Genomic DNA, 12,211 nt, shown 5'->3' with positions numbered 1-12,211 from the left:
CCGCTCGGTGGCGTTACTGGAAAGGGATCAGTGCGTTGCGGCAGCGGCTGGACGGCTGTCCAGCGCGCGGCTGAGCAGCTCGACATTGCCCAGCGAAAGCAGATGGGCGTAGATCAACCCGAGGTCGCCCGAACGCGCCAGATCCTGGAGCGCCTTGCCCTTCAATTCGCGCAGCTTCTGCTCATCGACCACAAAGAAGCCATCCAGCGAGAAGCCCTCGCCCAGCGCGGTCTGCACGTTCACCTGCCGCGGCACCAGCAGCCCATGGCTGGCCAGCGCCGCACTGAAGGCACGCGTACGCGCCAGATGCACCTGGTATTCCTGCAGGAACTGCAGTGCGTTGCTCAGCAGCGGGCTGTCCTTGCCCTCGTCATCGAACAGCGGCGCACCTTCCTCGCCACCTTCGCGGATGCCCGCATATGCCTCATCCAGGCACACGGTGAAGTCGCTGCCCTTCTCATCGCGTTCGGCAAGCACGAAGGGATAGCGGCGCAGAAACGCCGGGACATAGGCCCCTTCGGCCCAGCTGCCCTGCTCATCGACCATCAGGTTCTGGCCGGCGCGCAGGCCCAGCAGTGCGGCCGGCACCACCGCGTCGGCGCTGCTGCCGGCGAACAGGATCGGGTACTCGCGGGCGACCGGCGCGAATTCCACGCAGGCCAGCGGGACGGAATTGAGCGCGGCGGCGAAGGCAAAATCGCCCGGGGTCGCCACCACCCGATGGTTGCGATGGGCAACGCGGTTGAGCTGGATCGGACGTTCGTAGATGAGCAGCTGCTTCATGGTGGTTCCCCCTGGAGTGATCAAAAAGTGTCCCTTGCCAAATAACCGTGGAAAACAGGCCACTCCCATCAACCCACCGGCTATTCATCACACTTTTTTAATGAATCCGTTCATAAACAGCTGCCGCCCGGCCATGGGGGTCATGGCCGTGACGACCCCCTCAGACGAACATGCCGCCCGAGGCTTCCACGCGCTGCGCAGTGATCCACGCGGTCTGCGGCGACAGCAGCGCCACCGCCACCGGGCCGATGTCATCGGGTTTGCCGGGGCGGCCCATCGCGGTGACCGAGGACACCATCGCATTGACCTGCGCATCGTCGCGCACGCGCCCACCGCCGAAGTCGGTTTCGATCGCGCCCGGGGCGAGTGTGTTGGCACTGATGCCACGTGCGCCCAGTTCCTTGGCCAGGTAGCGGGTGAATACCTCGATGCCGCCCTTCATCATCGCGTAGGCCGAGCTGCCCGGCAGCGAGAAACGCGCCAGCCCGCTGGACACGTTGAGAATGCGGCCGCCATCGGCGATCAGCGGCAACAACGCCTGGGTCAGGAAGTACGGGCCCTTGAGGTGCACGGCGACCAGCGCGTCGAACTGCTCGACCGTGGTGTCGGCGATCATTGCGTGCAGGCCTTCGCCGGCGTTGTTGAGCAGGCCCTGCAGCTGGGTTTCCCCCCATCCCTCCAGCACGCGGCGGACCTGGCTGGCGAATGCGGGGAAGCCGGCGCTATCGGCCATGTCCAACGGAATCGCGGCGGCGCGGCGGCCCAGTGCTTCGATCTTGGCGACCACGTCCTGCGCGGCATCGGCCTGGCTGCGGTAGGTGAGCACGATGTCGGCGCCATCGGCGGCCAACGCGAGGGCGGCGTTGCGGCCGAGGCCACGGCTGCCGCCGGTGATCAGGACGACTCGGGTTGCGTTGCTCATGTCAGTGCACCTGCTTGGGGAGTGGGGCCAGCGTATTGATATTGCCGTGCGGCATAAATCAGTGGATGCTGATTTGACTGTCCAGACATTGCGAACAATCCATGGATCGCCTCGATCACCTGCGCTGCTTCCTGCGCGTCGCCGAACTGGGCTCGTTCACCGGGGCCGCCGACAGCCTCGGTTTGCCCAAGGCCAGTGTGTCCCTCGCCGTTCAGCGCCTGGAAGCAGAGGTGGGTGTGCAGTTGCTCCACCGCACCACGCGCCGTGTGCAGCTGACCGCCGATGGCGCCCAGTTCCAGACCCGCGCGCACGATCTGCTGCACGACATGGACGACCTGCAGGGCATGTTCCGGGTGGACACCAGTCAGTTGAAGGGCCGCCTGCGGGTGGATATGTCCAGCGGACTGGCCCGCCAGCTGGTGATCCCGCAGTTGCCGGACTTCCTGGCCCAGCACCCCGGGGTGGAAATCGAACTGAGCGGTACCGACCGCCGGGTGGATCTGATCCGCGAGGGCTTCGACTGCGTGCTGCGGGTCGGGCCGCTGGATGACAACACCCTGGTCGCCCGCCCACTCGGGCAGCTACGGATCATCAACTGCGCCAGTCCCGCGTATCTGGCGGCCCGCGGTACGCCCGCCACGCTGGACGATCTCGCCAGCCACGCCCTGGTCCACTATGTCGGCACGCTGGGCCAGCGCTCACCGGGGTTTGAGTATCACGACGGCGAGGCCTATCGCAGCCTGCCGATGGGCGGGGCGGTGACCGTCAACAGTGGGGATGGGTATACCGCTGCGGCGCTGGCCGGGCTGGGCATCATCCAGGTGCCGCTGCTCGGCGCGCGCCCGGCGCTGACCGCAGGAACGCTGGTGGAGATCCTTCCCGGGCTGCAGGCTGAGCCGATGCCGGTGACGCTGCTCTATGCCCAGCGCCGCCACCTGCCGCGTCGCGTCGCCGCCTTCATGGACTGGGCGGCAGCGGTGATCCGGCCGGAACTGCTCCCTGCCCTGTGACGCAACAGCGCGGGCGCAGCGCAAAGGCGCAAATTGACGCACCTTCATGCAGATTACCGCACACAAGCGCGCCAACTCTGGTAAAGTCTGCGGCCAATACAAGCAGTACCACGCACGAATGCGCATGCTCAGGCATGTCGGCATGGTGCTACCCGCCCTGACCGAGGTTACCCATGACCATCCAGGACGCCCTGCCGGGCGAACGCCAACAGACCATCCTGCGCCTGCTGCGCGACCACGGCCGCGTCATGTCCGCGCAGCTGGCCATCGAGCTGCAGGTCTCGGAAGACTCGATCCGCCGCGACCTGCGCGAGCTGGCTGCGCAGGGTCTGTGCCGCAAGGTGCATGGCGGCGCACTGCCGGCGGCCCCGGCGTTCCCGGCGTTGGCCGAGCGCCACGAAAAGGACCATGACCGCAAGCGCGCGTTGGCGCGGATCGCGGCGGCCCAGGTCCTGCCCGGGGAGCTGGTCTTCCTGGACGCCGGCTCGACCAATACCGTGATCGCCAGCTGCCTGCCCGAGCACCAGGGCCTGCGGGTGGTCACCAACGCGCCGGATATCGCGTTGGCCTTGATGGCGCGTCCGGGCATCGAGGTCAGCCTGGTCGGCGGCCGCATGGACCCGCGCATCGGCGCGACGGTGGGGGCGCAGACACTGGAAGCGATCCGTGCGCTGCGCGTGGACGTGTGCTTCGTCGGCACCTGCGCGGTGGATGCCGAGGCTGGCATCTGGGCAGTGGATGGCGAGGAAGCAACGCTCAAGCGCGCCCTGCTTGCCGCCAGCAGCCGCTGCGTGGTGGTCGCCACCAATGACAAGCTCGGTGCACAAGCCTCACACCGCATCGGCGATGTGGACCAGATCGATCTGCTGGTTGTCGAAGCCGATGCCCCGCCCGCCCAGGTGGTGGCGTTCGAGCGTCGCGGTGTCACCCTCCAGCGCGCTGCGCAGCACTGAGGCCCGAATTCCATGTCGACGCTTTCCGCTCCTTCGTCCCTGCTTGCCCGCAGCCAGCAGCACGCCACCCGCGCAGCCTTCTTCCTGCCCGGCTTCGCCACCGCAGCCTGGGCGCCGCTGGTCCCGTTCGCCAAGAACCGCACCGCCCTGGATGAAGGGTCGCTCGGCCTGGTGCTGCTGTGCCTGGGTGCCGGTTCGCTGCTGGCGATGCCGATCGCAGGCATGCTCGCTGCGCGCCACGGCTGCCGCGCGGTCATGATCGCCACGCTGTTGATGGTGATCGCCACCCTGCCCCTGCTCGCCGTTGCCCCTTCGCCGCTGACCCTGGGCCTGGTGTTGTTCGTGTTCGGCGCCGGCGTGGGTGCCTGCGACTGCGTGATGAACATGCAGGCGATCATGGTCGAGCGCGACAGCGGCCGGCCGATGATGTCCGGCTTCCATGCCTTCTACAGCATCGGCGGCGCGGTCGGTGCCGGTGCGATGACCGCTCTGCTGGCGTTCCACCTGCCGCCGTGGCTGGTGTGCCTGCTGGCCTCGGCGGTGATGGCCGCCCTGCTGGCACTCTCGCTGCCGTACTGGCGGACCGACAAGGCACCCAGCGATGCGCCGATGTTCGCGGTGCCGCATGGGGTGGTGCTGGCGATCGGCGTGCTGTGTTTCGTGGCGTTCCTGGCCGAAGGCTCGGTGCTGGACTGGAGCGCGGTGTTCCTGCATGAAGTGCAGCACGTTGATCCCTCCCGCGCCGGCCTCGGCTATCTGGCCTTTGCCATCGCGATGACCATCACCCGGCTCGTCGGCGATGGCGTGGTGGCCAAGCTCGGCCGCCATCGTTCGATCCTGATCGGCAGCCTGGTGGCGGCATCCGGCTTCGCCCTGGCAACGTTCGCCACCTGGATGCCACTGGCACTGTGCGGGTATGCGCTGGTCGGCCTGGGCTGCGCGAACATCGTTCCGGCGCTGTTCTCGATGGCCGGCAACCAGAAGGTCATGCCGGAGAGCCTGGCCATCCCGGCAATCACCACGCTCGGCTATGCCGGTGTGTTGGCCGGCCCGGCGTTGATCGGCTTCGTCGCGCAGGCCAGCAGCCTGGTGTTAGCGTTCAGCGCGGTGGCAGTGACGCTGGTACTGGTCGGGCTGTGCGCGCGGTGGGTGCGCGCCTGAGGCCGCCCAGGCCGCTCAGACGCTAGCGCCCGTGGCGCGCGAGGATCACCAGCGCCAGCAGCGCGATGGCGCTCAGTACCAGCACCAGCAGGAAGACCATGCGATAGCGCGCGGCCTTGCCCTGTTCGCGGCGCAGGCGCTGGCGGTAGGCCGGGTCACGCAGATAACGGATGGGGCTGATCCTGAACAGCGGCGCCAACAGCAGATCGATCACCTCGAGCATCCCTGTCTCCTTGGGCGCCCGGGCCAACGGCGCTGCGCCAGCGTTGCACGCGGCAAGGCCCCGGGCAACCCCGCTCAGCCTCGCAGCACACGCGCAACCTGCCCCTGCCCGCTCCGGACCGCCGTACGCATGCACACCCTTCCCGCACGCCGCTCCCTCAACAAGGGCGTGGCGGCCGCTGGCGTTACCATCGGGTGACTGCTGACCGGATGCGCACCATGACGGACCTTTCCTTCGATCCCCGGCCGCGCCGCGCGGCCTTCCGTGCGCTGCACGAGGAAGGCTGCTTCGTGCTGCCCAACCCGTGGGATGCAGGCAGCGCACGCTACCTGCACAGTCTCGGCTTCCAGGCGTTGGCCTCGACCAGTTCGGGTTATGCGTGGAGCCAGGCCCAGGCCGACGGCACGCTGACGCTGGAGGAGACCCTCGCACATCTGCGCAGCCTGGCCGCGGCGACCCCGTTGCCGTTGAATGCCGATTTCGGCGATGGCTTCGGCTCGCTGGAAGCAGTCGGCCGCAACGTCACCCTTGCCGTCGCCACCGGCGTGGCCGGCATCTCCATCGAGGATGCCAGCCCGGATCCCGCGCATCCGCTGCGCACGCTGGACGATGCGGTGGCACGGGTACGTGCCGCCCGCCGCGCGATCGACGCGTCCGGCGAGGACGTGCTGCTGATCGGCCGCGCTGAGAATTTCTTCGTCGGCCGGCCCGACCTGGACGATGCGATCACCCGCCTGCGTGCCTATGCAGAAGCCGGTGCGGATTGCGTGTATGCGCCGGGCATCACCAACCGCGAGCAGATCGAAGCGGTGGTGGCCGCGGTGGCGCCGCGGCCGGTCAACCTGCTGGTTGGCAGCGCGCTGCCGTTCACCCTGCAGGACATCGCCGGCATGGGCGTGCGCCGGGTCAGCGTGGGTGGTGCGATGGCGCGCACCGCCTGGGGCGGGATGATGCGGGCCTCGCAGCTACTGATGGACGAAGGCCGCTTCGACGGCTTCGCCGATGCGGCCTCCGGGGCGGTGTTGAATCAGTTGTTCCGCTGATCGGGGATCAATGGCTCGACAGCACCACCACCGCACCGGTGACCAGCGCGATCCCGACCCAGCCGATCGGGCGCAGCCGGTTGCCGAACAGCACGCGCCCGCAGAGGGCCGTGCCGATCACGCCGATGGCACCCCACATCGCATAGGCCGTGGCCAGATCCATGGTTTTGACCGCCTGACCGAGCAGCGCGAAGGCGATCCAGACCAGCACGATCGCGGCAAAACCCCAGGCCGGCTTACGGAAGCCATCAGATTTGGCCACCATCATGTTGGCCGCGATATCGATCAGTGCCGAGCACAGCACGAACAGGAAGGCAGTGAGGTTCATGGCGTGTGCGCCTCGCCGAGGGTGACGCAGACGATGCCGACCGCCGCCATCACCAGTCCGATCATCTGCTGCACGGACAGACTGTCCTTGAACACGAACATGCCGACCAGCGTCAGCAAGGTCAGGCCCAGGCCTTCCCACACGGCGTAGGCCACGCCCACCGCGATGCCGCGCACCGACAGCGCCAGGAAGTAGTACGCAATGGCCAGCGCCACGGCCATTACCACATAGCCCAGATAGCCCCCATGACGGGCGGCATCGGCCATGAACGAGGTGCCGACCACTTCGGCGACGATCGCCACGGCCAGGCAGGCCCAGGCGATCAGACCGCCACGGGCACGGGGTTGCGAATGCACCTGTGTGTGCATGGAAAGCTCCTTGATTGCGGCCGCGGGATGACACCCGGGCGACGCGCCCATTATCATCGCCATTTCCATCAGACCAAAGATGGAATCCATCGATAAAGGCGATACATCAATGCGCTACGGCCCCGAATCCCTGCACGCCTTCGTGGAAGCGGCTGCGCTAGGCTCGTTCTCCGCCGCCGCGCGCCGCCTGAAAAAGACCCAGTCGACCATCAGCACCGCGATCGCCACGCTCGAGGCCGACCTGGGCCTCACGCTGTTCGACCGCAGCGGCCGCTACCCGGTCCTGACCGAGGACGGCCGCAAGGTGCTCGGCCATGCACAGGAAATCCTCGCGGCCGCCGACCGTCTGGAGCAGCTCAGCATCCGCTTGGCGGATGAGGTCGAGCCGCGCCTGAGCCTGGTGTTCTCGGACATTTACCAGCTCAACCCGGACCAGCACCTGCTGCGCCGGTTCGAGCAGCGTTTTCCGGATATCGAACTGGAGTGGCTGGATGCCGAAGGCAGTGACGTGCTGGACGTGGTGCAGCGTGGGCGTGCCCATCTCGGGCTGATGCCGCATCAGCCGGCCTACCCGTCCGAACTGGCGGTGCGCGCCCTGCCCCTGCGCGCAGAGATGGCGGTGTTTGTTGCCGCCGGTCATCCGCTGGCCGCGCTGCACGCGCCGGACGAATCCCACCTGGCCAGCCACCGTCAGATCTGCCTGAGTGGCGATGCGGCGCGCGAGGGCCACGCACGCGGGCGCACGTGGTCGGCCTCGGACTATCTGATGGTGCTGGAGATGGCCGAGGATGGCTTCGGCTGGGCGGCATTGCCGCGCGCACTGGTGGCGCGCTATGGCCGGGGCATGCTGGTGGAGCTGCCCCTGCCCGGCTGGCCGCGGCTGGTCTCCACCGATGCGGTATGGCACAAAGGCGCGCCGCTGGGGCCAGCGGCGCTGTGGTTGCTGGATCAGTTCCTGGGGGCGGCCAACGCGTAATCGATCGCCGCGCAGATTGCCGCCACCTGGGCGTCGTTGCACTGCTGCGGGGTGGCGCGCGGGCTGTCCGGATACACCTCGGTAGTGGTGGTGTACCGGGCACCACTGACGCTGGCGCACAGGCCCAGTTTTTCCAGCGGGTACTCGATCACCCCCGGGGCGACCACCGGGGAACCGATGATCTCGCCCTTGTCGTCGGCCGGGGCGATATGGGTCACCCGCTCGACGGCCGCATTGACCGCGGTCTGGAAGGCCGGCTGCGGGTTTTCGGTGTCATCGACCAGGTAGAAACCATCCGGGATCAGGCCGGGCTCGAACGGCTTGCCGTCGCGCGCGGCCAACGCCGGGCGGAACTCGGTTTCATCGGTGTCCGTGGTTTCGTGCAGGTCGATATGCATCACGATGCTGCCGCGCAGGGGCGCGACCAGTGCGATCAGCGCAGCCGATTCGGCCGCCGGGCTGTTGGCCATGAACGAACGGTTCGGATCGATCGCCTCGGCGTTCCAGCGCTGGATGCGCTCGTAGCCCCACGGGCTGACGCAGGGCACGACCAGCAGATTGGCGCGCCCGGCGTATTCGGCCGCGCGGGTCTGCAGGAACTGCAACGCGCCCTGCACGCCGCTGGTTTCGTAACCGTGGATCCCGCCGGTGACCAGCATCGTCGGCAGTGCGGGGTTCCAGTCGCGGCTGCGCACGGCAAACAGCGGGTATTGGTCCGGGGCGTACTCGAGCGTGCCGTACCGGGTCACGTCGAAGCTGCCGCGCAGCGCCTCGACGGCCGGCAACACGTCATCGGCATAGCGGCGCTGCGGCACCTGACGAGCGCGCCACAGCGCCTTCTCCGCTGCGCCCCAGGGCTGGCCGGGGGTGCCGATGGGATAGAAGGGGGCGTTGGTCATGGCGTGCTCGTCTGTGCTGCGGGTGGAAACGTGATTTTACCATCGCCGCACACGGCGGCCCGAGTTACGCCCGGGCAAGCTGCGCGATCGCCTCATCGGCAGGCCGGTCACCTTCAGTCAACTCGATGATCGTGCGCCGCACCTGCGGATGCTCCACCAGCGCCACCAGCGTGGCGGCCACATCGGCGCGCGGGATATCACCATAGGCAATCGCCGGGCCCGCCGTGACGCGGCCGGTGCCCGGCGCATCGCTCAAGGTGCCGGGGCGCAGGATCACCCAATCCAGATCAGTCGCGGCCAGATACACATCGGCGCGCTTCTTGACCGTCATGTAATTCTCGAAGCCCTCGCCCATGCCTTTGTTGCGGCCGGCTTCCGGGAATGCCGAGACCAGCAGGAAGCGGCGCACGCCCGCCTGCCGCGCCGCATCCACCGCAAGCTCCAAGCCGCGGCCATCGATGGCGTTAGTGACCTCGATACCGGCACCACCCGCACCGGCGGTGAAAACAACCGCGTCACTGCCGCGCATCTGGCCGGCCAGCGTGTTCACGTCGGTGACGGTGAGATCGCCGGTGACCGGCGTTGCGCCCAGGTCGCTCAGTTCAGTGCCCTGCTCGGCGCGGCGATGCAGCGCCAGCACGCGATGTTGCTTGTCGGCCAACTGCTTGACCAGGGGACGGCCGACCTTGCCGGCCGCGCCGACGATGAAAACGGTACTCAAGACGGTTCTCCTGTTTCAATCGGCCTGTGAGGGTACGTAGGTGGATGTGACACGGCCGTCCCCATCGCGGAGCGTGGTTCAGTTGCCGCTGTACTGCGCGTCGCTGACCTGCTCCAGCCACGTCACCGGTGAGCCATCGACCGCTTCGGCGATCGCGATATGGGTCATTGCGGTGGCAGCTTTCGCACCATGCCAATGTTTGACGCCCGGCGGAATCCAGACGATGTCGCCCGGGCGGATCTCACGGGCGGGCTTGCCCCATTCCTGCACGCTACCCACGCCCGCGGTGACGATCAGGGTCTGGCCCAGCGGATGGGTATGCCACGCGGTGCGTGCGCCGGGCTCGAAGGTGACCGTGGCGCCGCTGACGCGCGCCGGCGCATCGGTCTGGAACGGTGCATCGATGCGCACCCGCCCGGTGAAGTACTCGGCCGGGCCGGCGGCCGAAGGGGCAGTACCGGCAGTGGTGATGCGGATGGGCGCGGTCTCGGCGGGTACGGTGGCCACCATGGAAAGCGACAGTGCTGCGGTGAACAGGTCCATGAAGCGATCTCCTGTGGGGAGCAGCGGTTCGCACCGCCGGGAGGGTCACTGTAGGCGCGCACCCACGTGGGTACTAGCCATCGCGATCGGCATGCAGCCATGATCGCAGCTCATCAATCGCAAAGCGAAGCTCCTTGAGCTCATCAGTCGGCAGCGCGCATCATGGACGCGCATGACTGCCATGCGCCCTTGGCCCTGCCCATGGCCCGCGAGAATTTCAACGACCTGCACGTGTTCGTCACCGTCGCGCGCGAGCGCAGCTTTACCCGTGCGGCCGCGCAGTTGGGTGTCTCACAATCCGCACTCAGCCACACGGTGCGCGGGCTGGAAGAGCGCCTCGGCGTGCGCCTGCTGACCCGCACCACGCGCAGCGTCTCGATGACCGAGGCCGGCGAGCGGCTGTACGAGACCGTCGCCCCGCGCATGCAGGAGATCGAGGCCGAGGTCGCCGCGATCAGCGAGTACCGTGACCGGCCCGCTGGCACGATCCGCATCACCACGGCCGAGCATGCCGCCAACACGATCGTCTGGCCCCGGCTGTCCGCCGTGCTGCCCGCCTACCCCGATCTGCATGTGGAACTGACCATCGACTATGGCCTGGCCGACATCGTCGCCCAGCGCTACGACATCGGCATCCGTCTCGGCGGCCGCGTGGCCAAGGACATGATCGAGGTGCCGATCAGCCCGCCGCTGCGCATGGCCATCGTGGCCAGCCCCGCCTACTTCGCCACGCATGCCGCGCCGCAGCTGCCGGCCGACCTGGCCGCGCACAACTGCATCGGCCTGCGCCTGCCAACCCATGGCGGGCTGATGGTGTGGGACCTGGAAAAGAACGGCGAAGAAGTAAACGTGCGCGTGGATGGCCAATGGACCTTCAACGGCAGCAGTGCGATCCACCGCGCGGCGCTGGCCGGTGCGGGCCTGGCCTATCTGCCCGAGGACATGGTGCGCGATGACATCGCCGCCGGCGCACTGCGGCGTGTCATGGAAGACTGGTGCGATCCGTTCGACGGGTACTACGCCTACTACCCCAGCCGCCGGCAATCCTCGAGCGCCATGAAGGTCGTGATCGAAGCATTGCGCGCAGACCGGTAGAGCCGACCGTTGGTCGGCTGGCGCAGCGCCCGATCACCCGTAGAGCCGACCGTTGGTCGGCTGACGCAGGCCCGATCACCCGTAGAGCCGACCGTTGGTCGGCTGACGCAGCGCCCGATCAAGGGCAGCCGACCAACGGTCGGCTCTACCGTGCACCTCAGGGGTGCAGCAGCACCTTGCCGTTGCGGCCCGGTTCCAGGCTGGCCTTGGCGGCATCGGCCACCTCATCCAGCCCGAACACGCCGTCCACCGGCAGGCTCAATCCACCGCGCGCGGCCAGCTGCAGCAGTTCGCCAACAAGGCGACGCTTGTCATCCGGCGCCATCGCCTGGCTGACCTTGCTGCCCCAGAAGCCCTTCACCGTGGCCTGCTTGAAGATCACATCGCCCGAGCTGAACTGCATCGGCTCGCCGGTCATGGAGCCAAACGAGACCAGTGTGCCGCCATCGCCCAACAGCGTCATCAGCTCGCTGCTGGCGCGACCGCCCACCGAATCCACGGCGGCCGCAATCGAGGCCTTGCCTACCTTTGCCTGCACCTGGGCCATCCAATCCGACTGCGCGGTGGAGATGGTGTGGTCGATGCCGAGCTCGGCCATCTCGGCCACACCGGCATCGCGCCGCACCAGGTTGATGCAGTGCACCCCACGCGCCTTGGCCAGCATCGCCAACGCCTTGCCGACCGCACCATTGGCGGCGTTCTGGAGGATCCACTGGCCTTCCTGCACCTGCAGGAATTCCAGCAGCATCAGCGCACTCAGCGGCATGGCGATCAGCTGCGCGGCCGTGTTGTCATCGATGCTGTCCGGCATGGGGATGACCATGCGCGCCGGCGCGATGAAGGACTCGGCCCAGGTGCCATGCACCGAGGCAGCGCTGACCCGCTGGCCGATCTTGAGCCCCTCGACGCCTTCGCCCAGCGCCTCGATCACGCCGGTGCCTTCGCTGCCACCGACTGCGGGCAGCTCGGGCTTGTAGCCATACTGGCCGCGCACCGTCCACAGGTCGTGGTTGTGGATCGGCGCCAGCACGGTGCGGATCCGCACCTCACCGGCCGCGGGGGTCGGCTGCGGCACATCGCCGCCGTGGAGGACCTGGGTCGGGTCACCGAAGGTGGTGTGGACGGCAGCGCGCATCAGCAGCGCTCCTTCATCACGATGTGCATGGGCGTGTCTCCTGCAGAAAGA

Annotated in this window: 15 protein-coding genes; 6 read left to right on the top strand and 9 right to left on the bottom strand. The window is 67.8% G+C overall.

The genetic code is table 11. From position 1 onward, the window contains the following. Nucleotides 1-27 precede the first annotated feature (27 nt). Both ABE571_RS00225 and ABE571_RS00220 read right to left on the bottom strand, forming a co-directional pair. Nucleotides 28-783 carry a SapC family protein gene (locus ABE571_RS00225; RefSeq protein ID WP_313211953.1) on the bottom strand — a complete coding sequence of 252 codons (756 nt, stop codon included), beginning with the start codon at nt 781-783 and terminating at the stop codon, nt 28-30. 160 nt (nt 784-943) lie between these two features. Continuing rightward, nucleotides 944-1,705, bottom strand: coding sequence for an SDR family oxidoreductase (locus ABE571_RS00220; RefSeq protein ID WP_313211954.1), 762 nt, complete (start codon nt 1,703-1,705; stop codon nt 944-946). 101 nt (nt 1,706-1,806) lie between these two features. On the opposite strand from ABE571_RS00220, the gene ABE571_RS00215 reads away from it, so the two are divergent. From ABE571_RS00215 to ABE571_RS00205, 3 genes are all read left to right on the top strand, one after another. Then, nucleotides 1,807-2,715, top strand: a complete 909-nt coding sequence (locus tag ABE571_RS00215) for a LysR family transcriptional regulator (RefSeq protein ID WP_313218499.1) — start codon at nt 1,807-1,809, stop codon at nt 2,713-2,715. Nucleotides 2,716-2,888: 173 nt separating this feature from the next. Then, nucleotides 2,889-3,668, top strand: a complete 780-nt coding sequence (locus ABE571_RS00210; RefSeq protein WP_346492954.1) for a DeoR/GlpR family DNA-binding transcription regulator — start codon at nt 2,889-2,891, stop codon at nt 3,666-3,668. Between the two features lie 12 nt (nt 3,669-3,680). After that, nucleotides 3,681-4,829 carry an MFS transporter gene (locus ABE571_RS00205; protein ID WP_346492953.1) on the top strand — a complete coding sequence of 383 codons (1,149 nt, stop codon included), beginning with the start codon at nt 3,681-3,683 and terminating at the stop codon, nt 4,827-4,829. Nucleotides 4,830-4,851: 22 nt separating this feature from the next. On the opposite strand, the gene ABE571_RS00200 is transcribed toward ABE571_RS00205, so the two are convergent. Further along, nucleotides 4,852-5,052 (bottom strand): hypothetical protein, encoded by a 201-nt coding sequence (locus tag ABE571_RS00200; protein WP_346492952.1) that lies wholly within the window; start codon nt 5,050-5,052, stop codon nt 4,852-4,854. A gap of 209 nt (nt 5,053-5,261) precedes the next feature. Between ABE571_RS00200 and ABE571_RS00195 the strand changes: the two genes are divergently transcribed. Beyond that, entirely contained in the window at nt 5,262-6,095 is an 834-nt protein-coding gene (locus ABE571_RS00195) for an isocitrate lyase/phosphoenolpyruvate mutase family protein (protein WP_346492951.1), read from the top strand. A 7-nt stretch (nt 6,096-6,102) separates the two neighbouring features. Here ABE571_RS00195 and ABE571_RS00190 read toward each other — a convergent pair whose 3' ends face one another. Next, complete coding sequence (locus ABE571_RS00190; protein WP_346462475.1) at nt 6,103-6,423, bottom strand: multidrug efflux SMR transporter; 321 nt, start codon at nt 6,421-6,423, stop codon at nt 6,103-6,105. Further along, nucleotides 6,420-6,791 (bottom strand): multidrug efflux SMR transporter, encoded by a 372-nt coding sequence (locus ABE571_RS00185; RefSeq protein ID WP_346492950.1) that lies wholly within the window; start codon nt 6,789-6,791, stop codon nt 6,420-6,422. The genes ABE571_RS00190 and ABE571_RS00185 overlap by 4 nt, the downstream gene beginning before the upstream one ends. A gap of 109 nt (nt 6,792-6,900) precedes the next feature. Between ABE571_RS00185 and ABE571_RS00180 the strand changes: the two genes are divergently transcribed. Then, nucleotides 6,901-7,767, top strand: a complete 867-nt coding sequence (locus ABE571_RS00180; RefSeq protein WP_313211964.1) for a LysR family transcriptional regulator — start codon at nt 6,901-6,903, stop codon at nt 7,765-7,767. On the opposite strand, the gene ABE571_RS00175 is transcribed toward ABE571_RS00180, so the two are convergent. The 3 genes from ABE571_RS00175 to ABE571_RS00165 form a co-directional block, all read right to left on the bottom strand. Beyond that, the gene (locus tag ABE571_RS00175) at nt 7,740-8,666 is read right to left on the bottom strand and encodes a M14 family metallocarboxypeptidase (RefSeq protein ID WP_346492949.1); all 927 of its coding nucleotides are present in this window, start codon (nt 8,664-8,666) and stop codon (nt 7,740-7,742) included. The two genes, ABE571_RS00180 and ABE571_RS00175, sit on opposite strands and share 28 nt — an antisense overlap. A gap of 64 nt (nt 8,667-8,730) precedes the next feature. Continuing rightward, entirely contained in the window at nt 8,731-9,387 is a 657-nt protein-coding gene (locus ABE571_RS00170) for an SDR family oxidoreductase (RefSeq protein ID WP_346482394.1), read from the bottom strand. A gap of 78 nt (nt 9,388-9,465) precedes the next feature. Then, nucleotides 9,466-9,930 (bottom strand): cupin domain-containing protein, encoded by a 465-nt coding sequence (locus ABE571_RS00165; RefSeq protein WP_346492948.1) that lies wholly within the window; start codon nt 9,928-9,930, stop codon nt 9,466-9,468. Between the two features lie 201 nt (nt 9,931-10,131). Between ABE571_RS00165 and ABE571_RS00160 the strand changes: the two genes are divergently transcribed. Further along, a complete protein-coding gene (locus tag ABE571_RS00160; protein ID WP_346493111.1) occupies nt 10,132-11,025 on the top strand; it encodes a LysR family transcriptional regulator in 894 nt (297 codons plus the stop codon). 157 nt (nt 11,026-11,182) lie between these two features. On the opposite strand, the gene ABE571_RS00155 is transcribed toward ABE571_RS00160, so the two are convergent. Next, nucleotides 11,183-12,160, bottom strand: coding sequence for a zinc-binding dehydrogenase (locus ABE571_RS00155; protein ID WP_346492947.1), 978 nt, complete (start codon nt 12,158-12,160; stop codon nt 11,183-11,185). Nucleotides 12,161-12,211 lie beyond the last annotated feature (51 nt).

This window comes from Stenotrophomonas sp. TWI273, assembly GCF_039674765.1.
Lineage (GTDB): Bacteria > Pseudomonadota > Gammaproteobacteria > Xanthomonadales > Xanthomonadaceae > Stenotrophomonas.
This window is presented reverse-complemented; position numbering and strand designations above follow the sequence as displayed.